Raw genomic sequence first — 23,483 nt, forward strand, 5'->3', positions numbered from 1 at the left:
CGCGACCGGATGCGGGACGGATGGATCAGTCGACCGGGATAAATCTCGGCAGCGCACCCTGCATTTCCCGCAGCATGTCCTGCAGGCGCCCTTCGGCGCTTTCATTGCTTTCGCCGGGTGTGATCAATGTGGTCAGGCGCACCAGCGCTCCATCTGTCCGGCCCGTGGTGATCCCATCCACCATCAGCCAGTACTTGGCTGCGAAGTCCCATGCGATGCGGCGGTCGCGCTGCTGGAACCAGTAGTAGACCATCATACGTGTTTCACCCTTTTGGATGATGGCACGGTTGAGGCGGAAAGGCGTGTCGCCTCCCATGATCTCGGTCACGTCGGACCGTTCCAGCCAGGCAATTTCCCAGCCCGCGCCGGGCAGGCAGACTTCGGGAGAGTGCACGCCGCCATTGCTCTGGTCATCGTACCAGGCCATGAACAGGTTTACGTTCTGTTGTTCGCCAGCCTTGGTGAAGGTGACCTGATGATAATCATCAGCGCCCAGGTTGATTTCGATTGCCTTGGTCAGAAAGGCGCGTGTGCCTTTCTGTTTCCAGTCGCCCAGGGTGCGCGGGAACAATGCAAAACTGTCGCGTTCCGGCGCGCTGTTGCCCCGTTCGGGCAGCGCCTGCAGGCCTGCGGCAGCGATGACGCCGCAGAGCGCTGCGACGATCAGGGCCTTGGAGGGCATGACATACTGCAACCGCATGGCCTGTGTGCCCAGGCCGTCGGTGTCGAGATCCAGTGCTTCGACCAGGGACATCCGGTCCCGCCGTAGGAACAGCATCAGCCAGGCCAGGAAAAAGAGCAGAAGGATGCAGGCGAGGAAGATCACCCAGCCCTCAAAGAAATGCGTGAACCCTTCGAGCCATTCGATGCCGTAATACTGCACGATGACGCCTGCGACCGCGATGCGCACCGAATTCATCAGGATTGCGATCGGCACCGCGGAAATCAGCAGTACCGCCTTGTGCCACATCGGCCCACGGTAGAGCACGGCGAAGATGTAGGAGAAGCTGAGGATGGGGAACATGTAGCGCAGGCCCGAGCAGGCCTCGGCCACGTGTAATTTGAGCACACCCAGGTCAATGATGTTGCCATCCAGGAAAACCGGGATCGACAGCAATCTCAGGAACCACACGCCCATTTCCGACGAGATGAACTGGAGCGATGTGGTGGTCTTGTAATAGATCGTATCGGGCAGGGGCAGCATGTAGACCAGGTGCAGCACCGGTGGCCAGAAGAGCTTGCCGGTCTGCCAGCCCCAGCTGACCAGCAGCACGCCCCCAATCCACAGGATCAGGGCATAGGCAACGATGTCATGGATGTTGGACAGGATGCCCAACAGACCGAAAAGCAAGGAAAAAACGATCAGCAGGACACCGGGCCAGCGGTCGTTCTTGGGACCGGGCTGGAAAGGGATTTCCTTGAGCTGGCGCAGAAAGAGCAGCGCCGAGAGGACAGGGATAAGGGGTCCGTGGCTGTATTCGGGTAATTGCCATGCAGTCAGCAGTGCATTGATGCCATCTGCGAAAAAGACGCCTGCACCAAGCAGCGCGATCAAGAGCCAGAACATGCCCCCGTTGAGCAGTTTGCCTAAGTCTGTGCGACCTTGAAAATCTGTACTGGAAAGAGACATGCTGAAACTCGGAAATGACTAATGGACAACTGATAGCAAAAATCTTGTCGCAGGGGATAGCAGATAGATCAGTTATAACGAAATCTTTATTCACTTTATGACACGGAAATCGTGGTTTTGCAGAAACAATATGCGGCCGCTCGGAAATTCGTTTCCATCGCTGGGGGGACATCAGGCTCTGATCTTGAAGAAGCCGTCTGATTGTCGCACAAGAATTCAGGCGTCCCTGCGCGCCAGCCCTCAAGGAGCCCGCTTGTGTCGTCCAAACGCTATGTCGTGATTTCCCCGTGCCGCAACGAGGCGGAGTACATGCGCCGTACGCTCGACAGCATGGTCGCCCAGACGGCTCAACCCGGTCTCTGGGTCATCGTTGATGACGGCTCTACCGATGAGACGCCCGCGATCCTTGCGGAGTATGCAGCAGCCCATGACTGGATCCGCGTCGTGCAAAAGCCGGACCGCGGGCACCGTGCGGTGGGCCCGGGCGTCATTGAGGCCTTTTATGCCGGGTTAGACACTGTTTCGCTCGATGATTTCTCATATCTGTGCAAGCTCGATCTCGATCTCGACCTGCCGCCCCGGTACTTCGAGATCCTGATTGGCCGGATGGAAGAGACCCCCCGGATCGGGACGTGTTCGGGCAAGGCCTACTTCCGCAATGCCGCCGGTGAGCTGGTCAGCGAGCAGATTGGGGATGAGATGTCCCTGGGCATGACAAAACTCTATTCGGTCGCCTGTTTCCGGCAAATCGGGGGCTTTGTGCGCGAGGTGATGTGGGATGGCATTGATTGCCACAAGGCGCGGCAGATGGGGTGGGCCCCGGTCAGCTGGGACGATCCTGACCTGCGGTTCGAACACCTGCGGCCCATGGGATCCAGTCAGCAGAGTATCTTCACCGGCAGGCGGCGGCACGGGTTCGGGCAGTACTACATGGGCACGCATCCGTTGTTCATGCTGGCTTCGGCACTCAACAAGGCCCGTCAGCGTCCCTTTGTCCTGGGGGGGGTGGCCATGCTGGTGGGATACTTCGGCGCCTGGATGCGCGGCGCAGAACGCCATGGGGATCAGGACCTGATCGCCTTTATCAGAGCCTATCAGCGCCGGGCTCTTGTGGTCGGTAAGGCTCGGGCCGTGGCCGAGATCGAGGCGGCGCGGCGTGACGTGTCCCACAGTGCGGGAGAGGCGTCACAGAGTGAACTTCACCAGCTTGAAAAGCCGGAAGGATCGTGAAAAGGCGCAGACCATCATGTGTCCGCCCTCTTGCCAAAGGCCGTTCCAACCGGCGATGACACGCCCCGGTACCGCCCAAGATCAAAGATGAGTACAGTCCGCGTGCAACAGACCTCCCCCTCACATGGTTACAGGCCGGAAATCGATGGCTTGCGTACGATCGCCGTCGTGCCGGTTGTGTTATATCACGCCGGGGTCTCCTGGATGTCCGGTGGATTTGTCGGTGTGGATGTTTTCTTTGTCATCTCCGGCTTTCTGATCACGGGTATCCTGTTCCAGGATATCCAGCGCGACCGGTTTTCCCTGCTGACTTTTTACGAGCGCCGGGTCCGGCGCATCTTCCCTGCCTTGTTCACGGTTTTCGCGGTCTCAATGGTGTTGGCATCCGGGTTGTTGCTATGGGATGAGTTCAACGAATTCGCGCGCAGCCTGTTTTTTTCGACCTTCTTTCTGGCCAATCACTACTTCATGGGAGACACGGGCTATTTTGCCGGTGCTGCCGAAGTCAAACCATTGCTGCACATGTGGTCGCTGGCAGTGGAAGAGCAGTTCTACATCGTCTTTCCCGTCTATCTTCTGATCGTCGCCAAGTACCGGCAGAGTTGGCTGCTGCCGCTGACGGCGCTGCTGTTGGTCCTGTCCCTGGCGTTCTGTATCATCCTGACCGGACTTAACCCCGATACCGCCTTCTACATTGCCCCCACCCGCGCCTGGGAGCTTCTTGCGGGGGCCTTGCTGGCGATCCTGCCACGTCGGTTCTTTGCAACCGGGCTGGCTGCGCAGATCATCGGCGCACTGGGGCTTGGGGCCATCTTCTACGCGATCCTGAATTTTGATCATGGCACCGTGTTTCCGGGCAGTGCGGCCATTGTGCCGGTGCTGGGAACGGTGGCGATCATCTACAGTTCGACCCGGCAGGCCACCGCCGTTGGGGCGTTTCTTTCGCTGGCGCCGATGCGGTTTGTCGGGCTCATTTCCTACTCGCTGTACCTGTGGCACTGGCCGTTGATCGTGTTCTACCGGTTCTGGCGGCTTGAGGAGCCTGAGCCGGTAGAGATGTATGGGATCGTCTTGCTATCGGTCGTCATGGCGACGCTGAGCTGGCATTTCGTCGAGCGGCCTTTCCGGACCCGGTCCCTGTTGGCGACCCGGAAATCGACCCTGACCTTCGGGGTGGTGCTCATGATGGTTTTCGGCGCGGTTGCCCTGGTGGTCGATCTGAAAGACGGGTTCATCAACCGTTATCCACCGGCGGTCAATGCGGCGCTGTCGCTGCGCCACGACAGTTGGCGACGGGACAATTGCAGCACGCTTGGCGGAGAGGGCCGTGCCGCCCATCAGGTCTGTACCTTTGGCTCCGGCGCGCCTGACTTCGCCGTCTGGGGAGATTCGCACGCCGGGGCGCTTTTGCCGGCCTTTGTCACGGCAGCAGAGCAGGTATCGCGCGCCGGGGCCTCTGTCGGCAACAGTGGGTGCCTGCCCTTTGTCGGTGTCCAGCGCCGCAACCCGGAATTCGCCAATTGTGCCGAAGGCAACCAGCTGTTCTTAGAATATATCCGCGACACGCCGACCATCGAACAGGTGTTCCTGGTGTCACGCTGGAGCATCTACGCGCAGGGCAGGGGGTTGGGGAATTCCACAAGCGCGCCTGTTACGCTGTGGGATGCGGAGCAGCCTACGGAGGCAGCAGGCAACCATCCGGTGTTCGAACGGGGCCTGGTCCGCACGATCGAGGCGTTACAGGCCGCCGGCAAACGTGTGATCCTGGTGTCGCAGGTGCCTGACAGCCCCTTTGATGTCCCCAGCACGGTGGCCCGTGCGCTGTGGCTGGACAGGCCGCTGCCCTCCGGGCCGCTGCGTGCGGAGGTGGCCCATTACGAGGCCTTTGTGCGGGATCGATTTGTGCAGGCCGAGCAGGATTCCGACGTACGTTTGATGCGGTTGGGTGACATCTTCTGCCCGGGCGAGCGTTGTGTTGTCTGGGCAGAGGGTGTGCCCTTCTACCGTGATGGGAACCACCTGACGATTGCCAGAGCCCGAAGCCTTGCCCCCGTGATCAGACCCTATCTGGTGGGAGCCGGGGAATGAGACCGCCGTCATCCGGACACCGAGGCCATGCCCGTGTCTCATAAGATGGCATACCGCCCGGATATCGATGGCTTGCGTGCCGTCGCGATCCTGCTGGTTTGTATCTTCCACTTCAGGCTTTTGCCGATTGGCGAGGCCGGTTTCATCGGCGTGGACATCTTTTTCGTGATCTCGGGTTTTCTGATCACCCGTATCATCACCGACGGGCTGTCTGCGGGCAAATTCCGTCTGGGCACGTTCTACTATCGGCGGGTACGACGCCTGTACCCGGCCATGCTGGTTGTGCTGGTCCTGTATCTGCTTGCCGGGTGGATTCTGTTTCTGCCCGCGCTCTTTGAGGAACTGGCCTGGGAGACGCTGTTTTCCTCGATTTACGGCATCAACATCTATTTGTGGCGGTCGGTGAACTATTTTGGCGTACAGGCCGACAGCAAGCCGCTGCTGCACATGTGGTCACTTGCCGTGGAGGAGCAGTTCTACCTGTTTTACCCGTTGTTCCTGATCGGGCTTTACAGGCTGTGCCGCGGCCGGTCCGGGCAGCTTCTGGGTATTGTCGTGGTTTTTATGCTGGGGTCTTTTGCACTGGGTTGGTTTGCTTCCTACTGGAAACCGCAGGCAGCCTTTTACCTGTTGCCGACCCGGGCATGGGAATTGATGGCAGGGGGCGTGTTGGCCATGGTGGTGCAGCGGGGCCCGCTGCCGAAGGCCTTTGTGCGTCTGGCCGGTCCGGCAGCTGTCCTGCTGCTGGGGGCGGCCATGGTACTGCACCACGGGCAGATCGCCTTTCCAGGCTGGTTTGCGGCGCTGCCGGTCCTGTCAGGTGTTCTGTTCATCGTGGCGGGGCAGGACATGCACACACCGCTCAGCCGTCTCTTGTCGAGCCGGCCAATGGTCTTTTTCGGAAATATTTCCTACCCGCTTTACCTGGTGCACTGGCCGGTCAAGATCATCCTGCAGGACGGGTTTGCAGAGGATACGCTGATCCTGAGAGCATCGGGGTTCGGCCTGTCGATCCTGTTGGCAGCGGTGATCTACGCTTGCGTGGAAACACCGGTGCGTACGGGCCGGTGGCTTCCTGCGCCGCAGCGCTTTCTGGGGCTGACGGCGGGACTGCAGGCCGGTGTGCTGGCGGTTTGTGCGCTGATCTTCACCACCCAGGGTCTGCCGGCGCGTTTTGACCCGCAGGTCCGTCAGGTGCTCAGCTATACATCTGATGCCCCCCGGGAGTTTATCGGATGCGAGTACTCCAGTGGCGGGGTCCGGTTTGATTGCATTGTCGGGGATGCGGATGCGGTTCCCGAGACATTGCTGATCGGGGACAGCCATCTTTATGCCCTGTCAGGCGCATTGGATCTTATGCTGCGTCAGCAAGGGGCCTCGGCAGTGCTGTCGTTTGCTTACGGATGCCTGCCCGTGCGTGACGCAGGCCGTTTTCAATGTCGTGACTTTGTGCGCGATGTCTTTGCCCGGGCTGAAAATACACCGCAGATCAAGACGGTACTGATCGCATCCGCCTGGACGCGCCCCTATTCTGCGGGTGGCAGCTATTTCTATGACGGTGTCCTGCTGCAGGGAGCCAGCGGTCTGAAGATGTTCGAGACAAAGCTGGCAGAAACGGTTGTGCGTTTGCAGCAGGCGGGCAAGGCGGTCATTCTGGTCGACCCGATGTACCGCGCCCGGCACCCGGTGCCTCAGGCGCTGGCGCGGGCGGCCGCCTTTGGCACCCAATGGCCGCTGGATATGCCCCGGGCCGATTACGACGCGCAATTCGCCCATCTCTTTGCCCAGTTCGAGGCTTTGCAGGAGCGTGGTGTGCGCCGTGTGTCGCTGGTGGATGATCTCTGCCGGTCGGGAACCTGTCCGGCACTCTGGAACGGCAAGCCGGTCTTTACCGATGCCACGCATATGGCGCGGCACATGCAGGGGTATTTTGCACAGGTGCTGGCAGACAGTCTGGCAGACATGTTCTAGGAGGCCCCGCCAGGGGTGCTGCTGCGTCTTAGCCGGGCTGTCTGCGCATCTTGCGCCGCAGCGCGCCAAGCTTCTGCCGGGTGGTTGGAGACAGGCCATTGCGCCAGACGCGGCGCAGGCGTTGTTTCAGCCAGGTTTCCGGGGCAACGAGGCCTTTCTCAAGCATCTGGTTGTAGACATCGAGATCGGCCGGTTTGTTGTTCATGGCGCTGTCACGGACGGTATTGAAATAGGTCGCCCTGTCGCGGTGGTAGCGATCGACGTCGAAAACCGCGGAAAATGCATCCAGTGCGTCACACAGATCAAGAGAGACCATGGTGCGGGAGCATTTCCAGCACTTCGAGCAATTCTTGTAAGGCAGGGTCATCCGGACACGGGCCCCGGTCGCACAGACATCCAGATGCGATATTGCAGGGCCGTAGCCGGCAACGATCCGGGTCTTGTCCATCCGTGTCAGGCCTGCGCCCGCCGACAGGACTCGCATGTTTTCCGAGGCCAGCAGGGGCAGCAGCATGGGTTCGATATCAGCAATGTCGTAGTGGCCCTTGTTGACCTGGGGATAAGGAAAGGTCGAGGAATAGAGATAGGTCTGGAAAACATCCCCAAAGAAAGACGCGGCGGCGGTGTTGCGCAAAATATGGGTCTTTTGAAAGGAGCAGTCCGGCCCGGAATAGAAATCCGCAATATTCGTTGCCAGCGTGAACCATTCCAACCCGTTCTCAATGGCGTAGGTGCGCACGCGGGCGCAGTAGTCACGGTAGAGCGGTTCGGATTCCGACGTGTCCCCCATGGCGCCCACATCAAACGTGGTCAGGCTGTCGAGGCGCAGCGCGGGGGGTATGTCGGCGCCTTCGAACATGGCCAGGGTGGTGAAGGAATCCACACCGGCAGAGAAACCTGTTGCAACACGCGTGCCCGGCGTTGGGGTGTCCTGCGGCGTTGCCGTAATCCGGATCCGTGACAGGTTGGTGTTATAGATGGTCAGAAGGTGCTGAATGTCGTTGTTCAGGTTGTAAAGCAGCAATGGAGAGACAGGCGCATCGATATGCAGGTCTTCTCCCACGGCCATTGCCGGGATCAGCAGGGAGAGGACGGCCCAGTTCCCATTGGGGTGCCGCTCGGGAAGGGTACGGGCCTCGCCCGTGAAAACCAATTCATCGGGCAAGCCTTTGCCCGTCACCGTACAGCGAAATTCCCGGCGGACCGCAGGAATGCCGCCAAGGCCTTCGATTTCCTGATCACCAGTCTGATTGAATTCAAATTGTGTTGCGGTGATCATCGCTGAGCATTTCCCGGATGGCAGATCTGTGCCTTTATATCCGCAGCGGGCAGCGCCTCAAGGCCAAAGGCCGTGTGTCCTCCCGGCAGGGGCGGATCTCAGGCGCGGAATATCCCGCGCCTCCGCCGACGATACCAGAGCCATGGCACCAGAGCCGAGCCATAAAGGATCACGCCCGGGGGCAGGGGGTTGGGATAGATGGGGATGTCGGGGTTGGTGATCCGCACGTTGGCCAGATCGAAGCGTGCCCCGGGACCAAACCGCTGAAAGTGAAGATTGCCCGATATGCCATCGCTGAAGTCCTCGCCGAAGATATCTCCGTCGTCAAAAAACGTCAGCGTGCCGTTCCCATCCTCCAAAAGACCGAGAGACCATTCCCATGGCCCTCCCAATGCCCCGCGAAAGCTCAGATCCACCGGGTCAAGGGCGACGCTGTGCAGGCGTGGGCCAAACCCATAGATGAATTCACCCGGAACCGGCCCGCACAAAATGCCCGACAGGCAGCTGAGCCTGCCGGTGTCGGTGCCCACATCCGCCGAGAAGCCCAGGCGCACGGTACCGGTCTGTCCGGCGAGGCTACCCAGAATGTGGTGGTGCTGGATGGCAAGTGCGTGTTCTGCGGGGGTCGGCTCGGAAACCCTAGGGGTGCCGTCCATGGTTGAGACGTCTACCGACGTGAAATGTATGTCGCTGCCGGTGATATCGAAGTCATAGTAGAGCGTTTTCGCAGACGCGGCGGTAATTGCCATGCTCTGGACGACAAAGAGGGACAGACAGAGCTGTCGGATGCGGGTGTAAAAGGACATTTTAAACAGGCTTTCAAAAAGACAAATCACAACAAATTACGGCGTCATGTTAACTCTTTTTTAACTGAACCCAAAGCTGACAAGCGTGTTTTCGGAGGGCCTGACGGCGCTTTATGCCTCTGCGTACACCCTGGCCGGGAAGGGATAAATTTTTTGCCCGGATAGGGTGAAATTCTGCGGGCAGGTGATGTCAGACGGCAGCCCCGAGCTGCGCGTCCAGTGCCTCCAGACGTGCCGCGATGCGGGACATCTCCCCGGTCAGTTTCGGGGCATCGATGCCAAGCTGATCCACAAGCGCCTTCAGACGCCAGCGCCAGTCGAGCCGGGCCAGAGCCATGCGGTGATTGAGCAGCGGAATCCGGTCTGTCCAGTTGGCCCGTGCCTGGACCAGCCTTTGAACATTGGCAGTAAGATCTATGGTGTCGAAGGTCAGGAGCGCTTCGGGCCACAGCAGATCGACCGATCGATCCTGATCCGGCGGGATGCCGGCCACTACGGCCCCGGCGGCCAGGGCATCAGTCCAGCGGGCGGTAATGTAGTCCTGGGTCGGATGCGTATAGTGGGCAGGTGCGGCCAGGTTCGAATGCGCAATGACATAGCGTACCTGACCGATACAGCGCATCAGGGCTGCGTGATTTTCGAGCGGATTGTCAAAAATCGGGGGGCGGCCGGAAAAGCTGAGCCCGTGATCAGCACAGACCCTGGCCGAGCGGTCGTCATCGTCCCAGGCCGGGGGCTGGCGGCCCAGGCGCAGCACATCGACAGTCCGGTCCGTGGCGGCCGACCCCAGCCCGAGTGCATCGGTTCCCCAGTTCAGCACGATAACCGGCTTGCCGGATATGCGGCGGTAAATCTCTTCATCATTGGGACGGGTGACGGCCAGAAGATCGTAAGGCCCCATCCGCCAGCCAGCGGGGATATCTTCGTGACGGAACCCGTCAATCACCCAGGCGATCATGAAGCCGTAGTGGCGCATCAACTCCGGCGGCAGGAGGCTGGCATGCAGGTCATGCGGACCACGTGCAATGACAAGCAGACCCTTGTCGTCATTTCCTTTGGGTCGACGCATCAGGGACGTGAGTTTTTCCAGGGCGCTTGGCTGATGCGCGAGGATGCTGCGGGCCTCGCCGCCCATCAGATCGGCGGCCAGCGCGGCGAGCCGGTCTATCGGATACCAGCCAGTGGTCGTCACGCCGATGTGGATCACGTCTATCTTTGTCATATGCGCGGCCTGTGTGTTTTGCGTCTTATGGCACAAGAAAAAGATAATATGCATTTAATAAACAGGGGCAGTTGGCTAATGTGCGCCAAAGCGTCCAGGACCGCCCCTGGCGGCATATGAACCTGTCCAAAGGGTGAGCGTAATGAGTGCAAGGCTGGTCCATTACAAAGCGGATTCCGGAAATGTGGGAGACGACTTCAGCGCGTGGATGTTTTCTCGCCTGCTGTCGCAGCCGCTGGATGACACGTCCGGGACAATCCTGTTCGGTGTCGGGTCCATTCTGGATCAACGGTTCGTGCCTGACGTGCCGGACAGTGCTCTGAAATGCTGTGTGTTTGGCAGCGGGGCCCGCGGTCCGAACAAGGTTCCTGACATATCACGGGGCGATTGGCATATCTATTGTGTCCGTGGCCCGCTGACGGCACGTGCCCTGGGCGTGTCCTGTGACCTGGCGGTTTGTGATCCCGGCATTCTGGCCCCGGTACTTTACCCGGCTGAAAAAACGTCCCGGGGTCCGATCGGGATCGTGCCCTATTTTACGGCGTCGCATGCACTTTGGTCCCAGGTCGCGGAGAAGACGGGATGCAAAATCGTTTCACCGCATCTGGGGGTGGAAGACTTCATTCATGCGCTTCTGGGCTGCGAAAAGGTCTTTTGTGAAAGCATGCATGGTGCGATTTTTGCGGATGCCTATGGCATTCCCTGGTGCCCCTTGTCGGCGACGGGGGCCGCAGGCGAAGGCAGGACCCATGCCTATAAGTGGACGGATTGGACTGCGTCGGTGGGGCTTGGATTTGACAGTATCAAGTTGCCGAACATGGCCTCGGGCGGGCGCCCCGGTCTGCAGCAGTCGCTACGGGAAAAGGCCAAGGTCACATTTGTGGCGCGCCGGTTGAAGCAGGCCGCGAATGCAGATGTCTTTCAGGTGTCTGATCGGGCGCTGTTGGCCGCGCATCAGTCGCGGCTGCAAACGCTGGCCACACAGATGCAGGACGATCTGGCCCGGGATCCCTGAGCCAGGACGGTCGACGGCGTCAGCGCTTGTATTCGATGATCCTGCTTTGACGGCGACCCAAGCGCCGCCAGAGATAGGTCAGCACGCCCTGCGCCTCGGGGAGTTTGCCCAGGGTGAGAAAGATCGCCTGCGGCCAGTCCATACCGCGCAGGCGCAACCGCAGCACCTGCAGCGGCCAGACCAGCAACGTCCCCAGAAGCCACGGCGATATGATCAGGCCGGCCAGATGCAACAGGGGCATGCCGATCCCCCAGAGCACGGTGCGCAGCAGTTCGGCACGTTTGTGATGATCAGGGGCGCTGCCATGCATGGCGACGCCTTCGGCGTAGGTATAGCCCGCGCGCCGCGCCCGCTGCCACCACTGGCTGAACCGCGTGATATTGGCGTCATGCAGGGTCATCTCCGCGTCCAGTCGCCAGATCTGCCACCCGGCGTGGCGCAACCGCAGACACATCTCCGGTTCCTCTCCGGCAATCAGATCGGGGTTGTAGCCCTCCACCGCGCGCAATGCCTGCGTCCGCATGAGCGCATCGCCGCCACAGGCCAGCGCCCTGCCAACGGGCGTGTCCCATTCGGCATCGATCATCCGGTTGTAAATCGTGGCCTCGGGAAAGCGTTCGCGTCGTCGGCCGCAGGCCACGGCGGCCTCCGGATGTGCTTCCAGAAATGAAAAAGCCGTCTCGATCCAGCCCGGTTGCAGGGCGCAGTCCCCGTCCAGAAACTGGATATAGCGCGGAGGGGTCTCCGATTTGACCGCAAGGGCCAGCCCGGTATTGCGCGCCCGGGCCGCGGTGAAGGGTTTCGACATGTCAAGCTCAACGACCTGCGCGCCGCGGGCCCGCGCCGCTGCCTGGCTGCCGTCGGTCGAGCCGCTGTCCACATAGATGACCTGGTCCGCCTGTCCCGCCAGCGCATCCAGGCAGTCGATCAGGCGGCTCCCCTCATTGCGCCCGATAACCACCGCATGGATGTGGACATCCCGGCTCATTGTGGCGCAAAGGGGTAGCACAGGTCGAGCGCGGGGTGGTCGGGGAATATCGCCGCCAGTCTGTCGCGGTCTTCCACGAAGCGGGTTTCAATGCGATTCTGCAGGTCCTTGGGGATTTCCGGCCGGGTGGTCATGGTGCGTTTGGCCCGGATCCAGGCGCGCAGGGATTTGGGCACCAGCCTGCGCCGCAGGGCCGCTGCTACGGGGTGATCGATCAGCAGCCCCTGCAGGGGCAGCCGGCGCATTCGTTCTGCCGAGATATTCTGGGCGGGCAGGTCATGCACCCAGGCGGCCGTGTCGGGCAGACCCAGAAAGGCTGCGATCCGGGTGAATTCAGCGTCTGGATCCGCCTTGATCTGTTCCAGGCTGGTGAGATGAATATGCGCTGCCCCATAGGCCTCCACGAAGGGTGCGATTTGCATGCCGTAGCATCCGTAGGAGGTGATTTCCTCGCTGCTTTCGAAGGCCTGGACCGGATCGGATGACATGCGCCCTTCTGACCATTCGTGAATGTAGTGAGACACGGCACGGGTTATGGGGTTGCGGATCATGTAGACCAGCCTGGGCGCTGCGAGCAGGGCCGTCATGCGGGCCACGGTGTCAGGATAGGTGGGCAGCTTGGTATAATGCGTACTGGCTTCGCCTTTCAGATCACCGGGGGCGGCTTCGGCATAGAGGGCGGCATACCAATCAGTTCCCCGTGCATAGATATCATCGTCGGAAAAGAAGTTAGGTTCCTTGGGCGTTGTCATGAACACCCCGTCCTGAAGCCCAAGCTGCGTGGCCAGCGTGGATGTCCCGCATTTCATGGCACCAATGAGCAGGAAATCCGGCTGCGCCATGTTATTCTCCTGGTGCATGGCGCGGGCCCATCGGGTGCAGCGCGTTGATCCAGATGTCCCGGCCTTCCGATTTGACCGATGGGGGAGCTGCCCGCCCCACGAGCCCCCGGATCCGGGCAATGATCCGCCCCAGATACCACATCAGGTTCGCGGCCCATGGCCCGGTGGCCCCATAGGCCTGCCGGAAGAACCGCGTCCGCGAGGCATAAAAATAAGTGGGAAGGCGCTTGCGCTCTTTTTCCAATGTCTTCACCGGGCCGCTGCCGCCGCGATAGTGAATGGCAATGGCCTGGGTGTCCTGCACGATACCCCAACCCGCACGGCGCGCGCGCAGGCAGTATTCGGCATCCTCGAAATACAGAAAATATCCTTCGTCCATTGGCCCGATATCGTCGATCATGCGCGCATTGAGCAGGATGCAGGCAAAGCTGGCCCATTCAACCCGGCTGGTTTCGACCGGAGGTTCCAGCGCGACGACATACCGCCTGAACAAATGTGTTACCGGGCGGCTGGAGGCTGCGCGGATCAGCTCGCTTTGCGGGCTGTGGAACCGAAAACAGCTGACCTGAATGTCGCCGTTGTCCGTTTCGATCTGGGGCGCAACCAGCCCGGCCTCGGGATGCGCCTGTGCCGTCTGCAGGATACTGGACAGGAAGCCCGGTTTCAGGACCGCATCCGAGTTCAGCAGCAGGTAATGATCGGCCTTCACGGCCGCGATTGCGAGATTATGCCCCCCGGAAAATCCGGTATTGGTTTCGGAACGGATCATCGTCACGGGCGTGTTCGCTGGCTGGGCATCAATCCAGGCGGCGATCTCTTCTGCGGATCCATCCCCGGAGGCATTGTCGACGATTACGACCTGAACGGCCTGAGATCCAATATCGGCAAGGACGGATTGCAGGCAGTTTAGCGTCAGCGTCTTGGTCTTGTAATTGATAATCGAAACAACAATCTGGGGGGTCATAAAAACGAGCTATCCTGCCGTATTTTTCTTACGTTCAATACGTTTGCGCTGCCGGGTGTAAACAGGTTTGGGCTGTGTTCCGGTATCGACCTCCTCTTGGCCGAACCTATCGTTTGATCTGCCTTGGTGGTTTGCATGCGCCTTGTTGGGTGTCAACTCCGCAGCCCCTTTTGCGCCCAGCTCAAGACGCCCCCAAAGCGCGCCGGCCAACAGCCAGGTCAAGGGTGTCATTCCGGAATTGGGGATCAGGTCGATGAGATTGGCAATGAGCAGCAATGCGCATATCGACGTCTCGATGCTGATCTTGTAGCGATTTTTGTGGATGAAGAGCAAAAAGATCGGGACCGTGAGCAAACCGACCTCGAGAAGATAACCGACCCATCCGCTGACGCCGATCGTGATCACCCAGTAACCATCGGCCAGCACCAGATCGCGCCCGCGTTCGTCAAAGACCCGTGAGCGACCCCACAGGCCCCAGCCAAAGACCGGTTTGCGGGAGGCTTTTTCAAGCAGCAGGTCTTCGTTGCGCAGACGCACGTTGAGCGATTCCGCCCGCACGGGGTCAATCCGGGCGACCATGCTCGAGACCCGGTCAACCGGGATGAGCCCGGCCCCGCGCAAGAGTGGGTAGGAAAGGAATATGCTTGCGATGATCACGGCAAAGAGAAGCTGAGTGCGCGCGCCGAACAGTAAGGCAACCGGCAAAATGATGATCGTGATCAGGAAGGCGCCCAGGTTATTGGAAATGATCAGCGTCATGAAGAGCCATCCGGCCAGCACCAGATATTTCACCCTCTGTTGCGTTATCGCCCGGGACAGGCCTGCCGCCGCCAGCGTTGCCATCGCAAGGAAAAGGCCAAGCAGCAGGCCGTGGGATAAAAAGACGATCGGGCGCCAGTCGCCGCCGCGGTAATGCTGCCGCCAGCTGTGCGGGAAAAAACCGTAGACCCAGCTGTTCAGCTGTGGGGACATCCGGGCTTCGAACAGGGTCAGGAACGAATATCCGAAGGCTGCGATGCATAAGACCCAGAGCAATGTCCGCTGAGCATCGGGGTGGGCCAGAAACTTGCGGGCCAGCACCAGGGGTACAAGGACGATTGCCAGGCTCAGGATTTGGGACATTCCGTCGTAAAGAGACATCCCCTGCAGATATCGGGTTCCATATCTCAGCCCGGTTGGATTATCGAAGACAGTGGCCAGGATGCCGAGGGCCATGCCAACGATCATGATCCGGACCCACCAGGAGCCGGGCCACAGACCGTCAAGAGACCGGATTCCTGTCTGGGTTTTGGCAAAGATCAGCGCCAACCCGAGAGCAGTCAGTGCCGGGATCGAGTGCTTGTCGAAAGCCGGTAGCATCGGAAGATCAAGCGATGTTCCCGTGGGCAGCAGAAGATATCCGCAGACAATACTGAGCACGATGGCCAGCGGGACACGCATCTTCACGAAGAAGACGTGACACACAACGGGCCATAACAGGAGGGCAGCAAGAGGGGGCATCGATGGCGACCGGCTTTAGATCTGGATAATCATGGGCGGGCTGTTCTCCTACTAGATCCAGTCCTGATGGCAGCTTCGGGGCCTCTACTCGAAGACTATACCAAGCCACCGCACGATTACGCCACCCAATCTTAATAAAAAGCGAAGAGTTTGCTCAAGTGCTGGCGACCGCCGGTAACCATTGGCGGAAAACAAAGGCATTTTGTTTTCTGGCATTATGCGACGGGAGATACGCGACATGACAGATAACTTCAGAGATTTCACAGGTGGTTTGGAAAGTCCGGCAACACATCTGGTCGAGACCTCCCCCAGCGATACCGGTGATCTGCCCGTGACCAGCCGTGCGTTGAATGTCGGGACGGCGGGCACATTACGTGTCACGACCATCGGGGGCACCACCGCTACCGTTTACATTGCAGCCGGGATTCCCTTTCCGGTGCGGGTGACGCGGATCTGGCAAACCGGAACAACGGCCACTGGCATCGTGGTGATGTACTGATGACCAGCATTTCAATGGGGATTGGTCTGTCGAGCCAAAGCAACTGGGTTCTTCTGGAAACACCTGGTGGAGGGCCCGTCGTTCGTATTTCCCTGTTGGAGAACGGAACGGCCGAAATCGAGGCCAACGGCGGCGGACAGGTGACGATCACCGTTGCCGGATCAGCCAGTTATGACGGGGAATACCTGATTGATACCGCAGATCTTGCAAGTGGTCCGGTCAATCTGGTGCCGCCCGCCTTGTCTGGCAGCGGTACGACCGCCGCGGGCGATACGCTTCCACTCGTTCCGGGCCTCTGGGTCTATGGCGGCGGAGATATCGCGCCGACAATCTCGTATTCTTCGGGCAGCACGAATGCCGTGGATGCAAGCAATCCTGCCATGCCGACCCTGTTGGTGGATGTGGCTGACGCAGGGACTGTCATTGCGGTCAGTGAACAGGCAGCAGGTGTGAGCGGGACACGTACTGCGGCCAGCAACAGCGTGCCCATTGCTGCCCCACCATTGGAAATCGACCTGGTGTTCAGCGGAGCGGGATCGGGAAGCAGTACGTCAAGTTATACCTTCCCGGGTGCCACATTGGGTGCGGCAGATGCCGACAGGGAACTTTACATTGCAACCGGAGGCTTCCGGACGGGTTCGTCGTCATCGAATGTGTTCAATGTGACTGTTGGAGGCATAAGCGCCACGCGGGTGGCGGAAGTTATAGAGGCAGGGTCGAACCTGACTGTTCTGAATCTCCATAAGGTCGCTGTCCCGGTCGGCACAACAGCGGATATCGTTGTCAGCCTCAGTGCCGGATCAATCTCCCAGTCCCGGATCGGTATTCAGGTCGCCCGGGTTCTGAAGACAGGCGGTACCACCGTCACGGACGTTGCCACGGCGAATGTCGCCCAAGATGTGCACCCGGTTGATGTGGAGACAGTTGACCGGGGATTTGCTCTCGCGGCGGCGTTCAAATCGGGCAATACGACGCAACCGACGATTACCGGGCTGACCGCACGTGGAACACCTTATGTGGACATTGACAGTGGCGAGTTCTTATCCATTGCCTTCGATGTGGTCACAACCACCGGAACAAGATCCATCAACACGCATGTGAATGAGGTCGCCCCCGGTCGCCACATTGCCGCTGCAATCGCTTTTGAATAGAGACATAATATGAAATTAAGGTTCATTTCTGAAGCACTCGGCGGTCAGGCCATTACACTGACAGCCGCGGAAAATGGTGTCGTCGCCGGTCCCCTGACGGCTGGCAACTGGGGGGGAACCGAGGTTTCCACAGCAGGTAACATCCGGATCCTGACGGACAGGACAACCTTGCAGGTTGCTCCGGAAAGCGTGCGATTTACCGTCGATCTGAGCAACGCGCTCTTTGACAGTACCGAAACCTATTCTGCAGTTACGGGGCAAACCCATACGAATGCCTACGACCCGCGTCAGCATGACCTGATTTTTCTGTGGGATATGGGCGATGACACGCAGTGGACCGCGCCCGTCAATATCCTGCCGAAATGGAAATCCAAACGCTATGCAAAAGGGCCTTTTGTCTCGCATTGCTATACTCAGCCAGGATCATACAGGGTCAAGCTGACAGTGATCGAGCCTTCCAGCGGCAAGGTTGCCGAGGCACCCGAGCTTGTTGTCAATGTATCTGATCCGGATGCGGCTTATTACGGGGCGGATACGATCTGCGTGAACCCGGTGGGAGATAATGATTTCACAGGCGCGCCGACAGGGGCGCGGCGGGTGAATACAAACACGCTCTACACCGAGGATGCGCTCTGGCAGAACAACCTCATGGGGAATAAAAACCGTTGGCTTTTCAAGCGCGGCGGGACTTATGACGTGGGTGTTCAGATTACCAATACCACGCGCGACGGTGTCTATTTCGGGGCCTATGGCACAGGGGCCAGACCGATCCTGCGAAACTTCAATACGGCCAATCAGGGACGTATTTTCGACGTCAAGAACCAGCATGCCGCGGCCGGCACGAAATCCGATTTCCGGGTTGCCGGCATTGAGGCAAGAGGGGGGTTTGATCCGTCTTCAATGACCGTGAGTACCGCGCTGCACCCCGACAGGGGGCGGGCCTTCATGACCTGCGGAGACCCGCTTGATCTTGTCGTGAGCGACTGCCGTATTTCCGGCTTCATGCTGACCACCTGCGGTTTCAATCATGGGGACGTGGATAATGCGACCCAGATCAATCATCATTTTGATGATACCTACATCACCGATTTCGGTGGTCAGTACGTGATCATCACCGAGGCCAATATCCATCCGAAAAGCAGTTTTTCGGCAACGGGTCTGGCCATTGTGCAAAACATCGATGCCAGCAGCGATGACAATCAGCTTCGCGCGCCCATCCGGTCGAACGGCGCGTATTTTACGCACGGCAGAGGATGCGATCTGTTTCATACGTCGGAAGCAGGTCAGCCGTGCTGGAAAGTCGAAGAACGGCCCACGAAGGGTACATCGGCGAACCAGGATGGCCATATCATCAATATCCATTCCTCAACGATGGAAGGCGGCTACCCCGGACCTGTGCGGATCAATGGCAACATGAGCATCTACCCGCGCAGTAACATTCAGAACGCGATTTTCGACGGCAATATATTCGTCGGAAATTACCAGTCGGAATGTTTCATTTCCGCTGAGGGGCAGGGGCTTACGGTCAGAAACAATCTCGGTGTCAAACCCGCGGCCCCCACGACGGGGATCGCCAACCGGCTGTTGGCCTTTGTGGCAATCAGAAACGACAATGACGCTATTGCTGCAGGAGAAACCGCGCCGATACGTGTTTTCAACAACACGATGCTGATTCACAGCACCAGTCAACAGCATCTTGATTTTGTATCCCCCTTCACCCGTGATGATCCAACCGCCTCCGGGCTGGGCGCCTATCCGGATGTGACCCAGGATAACAACCTGCTCCATATGTATGCCCTGGACGCGGCATATGTGCCCTTCGCTCCCGTTACAGAGAACGTGCTGTTCGCTCCACGGTGCAAGGGGCGGCGCCTGAATGCGACCTTTACTCTGGACACCACCTTTGCAAGCGTCGGTGACGTGCTGGATACAAAGCCTGCGCCGGGTTCGCCCGCGCTTGGGGCGGCTCTGAACGGGCTTGTGTCGCATCTGGATATCTCGGGTGATTTACGCCCGGCCTACCCCTCTATCGGTGCCTGGGAAGGTGACTAGCCTGGCGCCATCGAGCCCATGGTTCTCATGACTTTACTCAGTTTAAGGGAATAGGCATAACGCACAGGCACCGTCAGAGGATTTTGTACCTTCGTGTCTCGTTTGCCCCGCCTTGCCTATCTGACCGCGCTCTACCCGGCCGCATCGCATACTTTCATTCTGCGCGAGGTTACCGCCTTGCGCGCGCTTGGCTTCGAGGTGCACACCTGCTCCATGCGCCGCCCGGGTCCTGAGCATCTGATCGGGCCGGAAGAAGATACAGCACAGGCGTCGACCTTCTACGCCATCGAGACCGGCAAGAAACCTGCAGAGATGCTGCGGGCACTGGCCACGGGGCTTGCCCGTCCGGGGCGGTTTGCGACAGCGCTGCGGCTGGCATGGCAGACAGCGCCGGCAGGGCTTACCGGCTTTCTCAAGCAGATGGCCTATCTGGCCGAAGCGATTGTGCTGGCGCGCCATTTGCGGATGCAGGGCGTCGATCACCTGCACAATCATTTTGCCGATCCCTCCGCCAATGTCGCGCTGTTGGCCGCGACCCTTGCAGATATACCGTTCAGTTACACGCTGCATGGCCCTGCAGAGCTTTACGCGCCCGAGAAATGGCACCTGCGGACCAAAACCGCGCGCGCGGCTTTCGTGGTCTGTATCAGCCATTTCTGCAGGGCACAGGCGATGTATTTCTCTGATCCCTCGGATTGGCACAAACTGAGGATCGTACACTGCGGGGTGCTGCCCGACCGCTATACGGGCCGGGCCACTGATGAAAACACCGGGACACGTCTGGTGTTCGTCGGTCGATTGACCGCGATCAAGGGGGTGCGGGTATTGCTCGACGCTTTTGAGCGGGCCCGGGCGACACGACCGGATCTGGCTCTGACACTGGTAGGCGATGGCGATGACCGGGCGCATCTGGAACAACTTGCTGCTCCACTGGGCGAGGCGGTGCATTTTGCCGGGTTTCAATCGCAAGATGGTGTGGCGGAAGCCCTGGCCAAGGCTGATATCCTGGTGTTGCCCAGCTTTGCCGAAGGGTTGCCCGTGGTTCTGATGGAAGCTTTTGCCGCGGCAACGCCGGTAATCTGCACACAGGTCGCCGGGGTTGGTGAGCTGGTCGAGGACGGGGTATCGGGCTGTCTGGTGCCAGCAGGCGATGTTGACAGCCTGGCAGACCGGATTGCCTATCTTGCTGATCACCCGGCAGAGCGTACGGAGATGGGAGCAAAGGGGCAGCAAAAAGTGCAGGCGGAGTTCGATGTTCGCCTTGAAGCGGCCCGAATTGCATCACTATTTGCAGGTACAGCGGGTTCCGACGTGCGCCCCACCCCTTATACCGAGACAGTCTGATGTGCGGCATTACCGGATACCTTTGGACAGCGGGTGCGGGACCCGCGCCCGATCCGACCATCGAAGCCATGATGTCTGCCATCGCGCACCGCGGCCCGGACAGCCAGGGCCACTGGTCTGACACGGAGGCGGGGATCGCCTTTGGGCATCTGCGTCTGGCGATTGTCGACCTCACCCCGGCCGGACATCAGCCGATGCAGGCGGCTTCGGGGCGATATGTGCTGACCTTCAACGGCGAGATCTACAACCATCAGGATCTGCGGGTTGAACTGGAGGCGGCAGGGAAGGCGCCACCATGGCGTGGAAACTCTGATACAGAGACGCTTTTAGCCGGGATCGATGCCTGGGGGCTGCAGGAGACCCTGACGCGTTGCGTGGGCATGTTCGCGTTTGCCCTGTGGGATCGAAAGACCCGGACGCTCAGCCTGGCGCGGGACCGGATGGGGGAAAAGCCACTCTACTACGGCTGGCAGGGCCGGGGGGAGGCGCGCAGCTTTCTGTTTGGCTCCGAACTCAAGGCTTTGCGGGCACATCCGGCTTTCGAGGGCGAGATTGCTCCGGCCAGCCTGGTGGAGGTGCTGCGGCACGGACATGTTGCAGAGGATCGGTCGATCTACGCGGGCATTGCCAAGGTGCGCCCCGGCCAGATCGTGACCCTGAATGCCCAGACGCGCGAGATGGAAACCGGGCTCTACTGGGACGGGGCTGCGGTTGCCGCCGCGGCGAAACCGGCGCGGATGTCGGATGTGCAGGCCGTTGACCGGCTGGAAGCGCTGTTGCTGGATGCCGTGGGTCAGCAGATGATGTCCGATGTGCCGCTGGGGGCGTTTTTGTCGGGGGGTATCGACAGCTCTACCGTTGTGGCGTTGATGCAGAAGCTGAGCGATACACCGGTGCATACCTTTTCCATCGGGTTTCACGAAGCGCGCTACGATGAGGCCGATTTTGCCCGTGCCGTGGCTGCGCATCTGGGGACTCATCACACGGATCTTTACGTCTCTGATCAGGATCTGCGCGATGTCATTCCGCTTTTGCCGCAGATGTATGATGAACCCTTTGCTGACAGTTCCCAGATTCCGACCTATCTGGTTTCCAAGCTGGCGCGGGCGCATGTGACGGTGTCGCTGTCGGGTGACGGCGGCGATGAGCTGTTTTGCGGCTACGGGCGGTATGCACATGCGGCGAAGCTGCGGGCGAAACTGGCCGCGATCCCGCAGCCGTTGCGCAGCCTGGGAGGCACGGCCATTCGCGGCCTGCCCGCGCGCGGGCTGACGGCCTTGCTGTCGGGGCTCATCCCTACCCCGCAGGGCAAGGAGCCTATTGGCCAGCGCCTGCACCGTCTGGCCAATTATGCCAAACAACCCGATTTAGAGACACTGCACCGCACGATGGTATCTGTCTGGCGCTTCCCCGAGGCGGCGGTGCCGGGCGCTACGCAGGCCCCGTCGATGCTGGCAGAGGCCCTGCCGCCGCGCGGCGGTCTGGGTGATATCGAGCGGATGATGCAGCTCGATATGCTGACCTATATGGTTGATGACATTCTGGCCAAGGTGGACCGCGCCACGATGGCGGTTGCGCTGGAAAGTCGCGCGCCGCTTCTGGATCACCGGGTGGTGGAATTTGCCTGGGCCCTGCCGGAGGACATGAAACTGCGCGGCGATCAGACGAAATGGGCCCTGCGGCAGGTGCTTTACCGCCATGTGCCACCCGAGCTGATCGAACGCCCCAAGATGGGGTTCGAGGTGCCCATCGGGTTATGGCTGCGTGGCGGGTTGAAAGACTGGGCCGCGGCGCTGCTGGATCCCACGCGGCTGCGCCGCGAGGGTTATTTCGACGCCGCCCTCATCGGGCGGATGTGGCAGGAGCATCTGTCCGAACGGTTCAACTGGGGTCCGCAGCTGTGGTGCGTGTTGATGGTACAGGCGTGGCTCGAGACGCTGCCTGAGAAGAAGAGTGGATAATCCATGGTAGAGATCACGTCACGATCTGTCGTTGTCTACGGGGCCCTGCGGTCGGGGACGACATTGCTCAGGCTGATGCTGGATGCACATCCCCGGCTTTCCTGCCCGGGAGAGACCGATTTCATCTTTGACCACCTGCGTCCCGGGGCACAGTTCTCGGGGTATGATATGGACGCGTTGCAGCGCGAACGTATCTACCGCAATCACGAAGCGCTCTATCCGGAGAACCCCTTGCCCGCGCCGACGCCGGATGCCTTCATTGACAGGATCGCCCGGGACGACAGCATTGCGGTGCTGATGCTGCACCGCAACCTGCACCGGGTGCTCGAGCTCTATCCACAGATGCGCGTCATTCACATGCTGCGCGACCCGCGTGATGTGGCGCGGTCGAGTATTGGCATGGGCTGGGCCGGCACGGTCTATCATGGAGTGGATCATTGGATCGGCACCATGCAGAGCTGGAAGGCAGCGCAACCGCGGTTGCCTTCTGAACAGGTGCTGCAAATTTCCTATGAACAGCTGATCGAGGCACCCGAGAAAACTCTGGAAGAAATCTCGACATTCTGCGGCCTGCCCTACGATCCCGGAATGCTGACCTATGACGCCAACAGCACCTATGACAAGCCGGACCCCAGCCTGGTCACGCAGTGGCGGCACAAGCAGACGCCCTATGAGGTCGGATTGGTCGAACACAAGATCGGTGCGTTGCTGACCGAGGCTGGCTATGCGCCCAGTGGCTTTCCGGCACAGGATCCGGGTCTGCTGGAGCGGTTTTCCCTGGGGCTGCGCAACAGGCGTGCGACATGGGCAAAACGGATCAAACGTTATGGGCTGCGTGACCCGTTGGTCGTTGCGCTGTGCCGCCGATTGGGTATGCCCCACTATGCCGCGGGCGCGCAGCGCCGCATTGATGAAAAGCTGACCAGACTTTTAAAATAACC

Annotated in this window: 18 protein-coding genes; 10 read left to right on the plus strand and 8 right to left on the minus strand. The window is 59.9% G+C overall.

All coding sequences use genetic code 11. The features are described 5' to 3' along the window. Positions 1-25 precede the first annotated feature (25 nt). Positions 26-1,567, minus strand: a complete 1,542-nt coding sequence (xrtD, locus tag Q1A07_RS21370; RefSeq protein WP_366523826.1) for a VPLPA-CTERM-specific exosortase XrtD — start codon at positions 1,565-1,567, stop codon at positions 26-28. Positions 1,568-1,885: 318 nt separating this feature from the next. Between xrtD and Q1A07_RS21375 the strand changes: the two genes are divergently transcribed. From Q1A07_RS21375 to Q1A07_RS21385, 3 genes are all read left to right on the plus strand, one after another. Further along, positions 1,886-2,860: a glycosyltransferase family 2 protein gene (locus tag Q1A07_RS21375; RefSeq protein ID WP_299784482.1), complete on the plus strand. Its 975-nt coding sequence runs from the start codon at positions 1,886-1,888 to the stop codon at positions 2,858-2,860. 87 nt (positions 2,861-2,947) lie between these two features. Next, a complete protein-coding gene (locus Q1A07_RS21380; RefSeq protein WP_299784483.1) occupies positions 2,948-4,948 on the plus strand; it encodes an acyltransferase family protein in 2,001 nt (666 codons plus the stop codon). Between the two features lie 33 nt (positions 4,949-4,981). Next, the gene (locus tag Q1A07_RS21385; RefSeq protein ID WP_299784485.1) at positions 4,982-6,919 is read left to right on the plus strand and encodes an acyltransferase family protein; all 1,938 of its coding nucleotides are present in this window, start codon (positions 4,982-4,984) and stop codon (positions 6,917-6,919) included. 28 nt (positions 6,920-6,947) lie between these two features. On the opposite strand, the gene Q1A07_RS21390 is transcribed toward Q1A07_RS21385, so the two are convergent. From Q1A07_RS21390 to Q1A07_RS21400, 3 genes are all read right to left on the minus strand, one after another. Beyond that, entirely contained in the window at positions 6,948-8,198 is a 1,251-nt protein-coding gene (locus Q1A07_RS21390; protein ID WP_299784487.1) for a hypothetical protein, read from the minus strand. Positions 8,199-8,296: 98 nt separating this feature from the next. After that, positions 8,297-9,004 (minus strand): hypothetical protein, encoded by a 708-nt coding sequence (locus tag Q1A07_RS21395; protein WP_299784489.1) that lies wholly within the window; start codon positions 9,002-9,004, stop codon positions 8,297-8,299. A 190-nt stretch (positions 9,005-9,194) separates the two neighbouring features. Next, positions 9,195-10,226: a hypothetical protein gene (locus Q1A07_RS21400; protein WP_299784491.1), complete on the minus strand. Its 1,032-nt coding sequence runs from the start codon at positions 10,224-10,226 to the stop codon at positions 9,195-9,197. 142 nt (positions 10,227-10,368) lie between these two features. Here Q1A07_RS21400 and Q1A07_RS21405 point away from each other — a divergent pair, with 142 nt between their 5' ends. Beyond that, positions 10,369-11,241 carry a polysaccharide pyruvyl transferase family protein gene (locus Q1A07_RS21405; protein WP_299784493.1) on the plus strand — a complete coding sequence of 291 codons (873 nt, stop codon included), beginning with the start codon at positions 10,369-10,371 and terminating at the stop codon, positions 11,239-11,241. Between the two features lie 19 nt (positions 11,242-11,260). Here Q1A07_RS21405 and Q1A07_RS21410 read toward each other — a convergent pair whose 3' ends face one another. From Q1A07_RS21410 to Q1A07_RS21425, 4 genes are read right to left on the minus strand one after another with little or no spacing between them, the layout of a single operon-like run. Next, positions 11,261-12,229, minus strand: a complete 969-nt coding sequence (locus Q1A07_RS21410) for a glycosyltransferase (protein WP_299784495.1) — start codon at positions 12,227-12,229, stop codon at positions 11,261-11,263. Next, positions 12,226-13,071, minus strand: coding sequence for a sulfotransferase domain-containing protein (locus tag Q1A07_RS21415; protein ID WP_299784497.1), 846 nt, complete (start codon positions 13,069-13,071; stop codon positions 12,226-12,228). The genes Q1A07_RS21410 and Q1A07_RS21415 overlap by 4 nt, the downstream gene beginning before the upstream one ends. A 1-nt stretch (position 13,072) precedes the next feature. Then, positions 13,073-14,035 carry a glycosyltransferase family 2 protein gene (locus tag Q1A07_RS21420; protein ID WP_299784499.1) on the minus strand — a complete coding sequence of 321 codons (963 nt, stop codon included), beginning with the start codon at positions 14,033-14,035 and terminating at the stop codon, positions 13,073-13,075. 9 nt (positions 14,036-14,044) lie between these two features. Then, complete coding sequence (locus tag Q1A07_RS21425; protein ID WP_299784501.1) at positions 14,045-15,475, minus strand: hypothetical protein; 1,431 nt, start codon at positions 15,473-15,475, stop codon at positions 14,045-14,047. A gap of 298 nt (positions 15,476-15,773) precedes the next feature. Between Q1A07_RS21425 and Q1A07_RS21430 the strand changes: the two genes are divergently transcribed. From Q1A07_RS21430 to Q1A07_RS21455, 6 genes are all read left to right on the plus strand, one after another. After that, a complete protein-coding gene (locus Q1A07_RS21430) occupies positions 15,774-16,034 on the plus strand; it encodes a hypothetical protein (protein ID WP_299784503.1) in 261 nt (86 codons plus the stop codon). Next, the gene (locus Q1A07_RS21435; protein ID WP_299784505.1) at positions 16,034-17,185 is read left to right on the plus strand and encodes a hypothetical protein; all 1,152 of its coding nucleotides are present in this window, start codon (positions 16,034-16,036) and stop codon (positions 17,183-17,185) included. The genes Q1A07_RS21430 and Q1A07_RS21435 overlap by 1 nt, the downstream gene beginning before the upstream one ends. Positions 17,186-17,194: 9 nt before the next feature. After that, the gene (locus tag Q1A07_RS21440) at positions 17,195-19,237 is read left to right on the plus strand and encodes a PKD domain-containing protein (RefSeq protein ID WP_299784507.1); all 2,043 of its coding nucleotides are present in this window, start codon (positions 17,195-17,197) and stop codon (positions 19,235-19,237) included. A gap of 93 nt (positions 19,238-19,330) precedes the next feature. Continuing rightward, the gene (locus Q1A07_RS21445) at positions 19,331-20,581 is read left to right on the plus strand and encodes a glycosyltransferase family 4 protein (protein WP_299784509.1); all 1,251 of its coding nucleotides are present in this window, start codon (positions 19,331-19,333) and stop codon (positions 20,579-20,581) included. After that, positions 20,581-22,542, plus strand: a complete 1,962-nt coding sequence (gene asnB / locus Q1A07_RS21450) for an asparagine synthase (glutamine-hydrolyzing) (protein ID WP_299784511.1) — start codon at positions 20,581-20,583, stop codon at positions 22,540-22,542. The genes Q1A07_RS21445 and asnB overlap by 1 nt, the downstream gene beginning before the upstream one ends. Before the next feature lie 3 nt (positions 22,543-22,545). Further along, on the plus strand, positions 22,546-23,481 hold the full coding sequence (locus Q1A07_RS21455; RefSeq protein ID WP_299784513.1) for a sulfotransferase: 936 nt from the start codon (positions 22,546-22,548) through the stop codon (positions 23,479-23,481). Positions 23,482-23,483 lie beyond the last annotated feature (2 nt).

Source organism: uncultured Roseobacter sp., from assembly GCF_947492555.1.
Lineage (GTDB): Bacteria > Pseudomonadota > Alphaproteobacteria > Rhodobacterales > Rhodobacteraceae > Roseobacter.

Excerpts from the sequence above, each read along its gene's own strand:
- xrtD (WP_366523826.1), bottom strand. The coding sequence starts at position 1,567 with ATGTTCTGGCTCTTGATCGCGCTGCTTGGTGCAGGCGTCTTTTTCGCA.
- Q1A07_RS21380 (WP_299784483.1), top strand. The coding sequence starts at position 2,948 with ATGAGTACAGTCCGCGTGCAACAGACCTCCCCCTCACATGGTTACAGG.
- Q1A07_RS21390 (WP_299784487.1), bottom strand. The coding sequence starts at position 8,198 with ATGATCACCGCAACACAATTTGAATTCAATCAGACTGGTGATCAGGAA.
- Q1A07_RS21395 (WP_299784489.1), bottom strand. The coding sequence starts at position 9,004 with ATGTCCTTTTACACCCGCATCCGACAGCTCTGTCTGTCCCTCTTTGTC.
- Q1A07_RS21400 (WP_299784491.1), bottom strand. The coding sequence starts at position 10,226 with ATGACAAAGATAGACGTGATCCACATCGGCGTGACGACCACTGGCTGG.
- Q1A07_RS21405 (WP_299784493.1), top strand. The coding sequence starts at position 10,369 with ATGAGTGCAAGGCTGGTCCATTACAAAGCGGATTCCGGAAATGTGGGA.
- Q1A07_RS21410 (WP_299784495.1), bottom strand. The coding sequence starts at position 12,229 with ATGAGCCGGGATGTCCACATCCATGCGGTGGTTATCGGGCGCAATGAG.
- Q1A07_RS21415 (WP_299784497.1), bottom strand. The coding sequence starts at position 13,071 with ATGGCGCAGCCGGATTTCCTGCTCATTGGTGCCATGAAATGCGGGACA.
- Q1A07_RS21420 (WP_299784499.1), bottom strand. The coding sequence starts at position 14,035 with ATGACCCCCCAGATTGTTGTTTCGATTATCAATTACAAGACCAAGACG.
- Q1A07_RS21425 (WP_299784501.1), bottom strand. The coding sequence starts at position 15,475 with ATGCGTGTCCCGCTGGCCATCGTGCTCAGTATTGTCTGCGGATATCTT.
- Q1A07_RS21430 (WP_299784503.1), top strand. The coding sequence starts at position 15,774 with ATGACAGATAACTTCAGAGATTTCACAGGTGGTTTGGAAAGTCCGGCA.
- Q1A07_RS21435 (WP_299784505.1), top strand. The coding sequence starts at position 16,034 with ATGACCAGCATTTCAATGGGGATTGGTCTGTCGAGCCAAAGCAACTGG.
- Q1A07_RS21440 (WP_299784507.1), top strand. The coding sequence starts at position 17,195 with ATGAAATTAAGGTTCATTTCTGAAGCACTCGGCGGTCAGGCCATTACA.
- asnB (WP_299784511.1), top strand. The coding sequence starts at position 20,581 with ATGTGCGGCATTACCGGATACCTTTGGACAGCGGGTGCGGGACCCGCG.
- Q1A07_RS21455 (WP_299784513.1), top strand. The coding sequence starts at position 22,546 with ATGGTAGAGATCACGTCACGATCTGTCGTTGTCTACGGGGCCCTGCGG.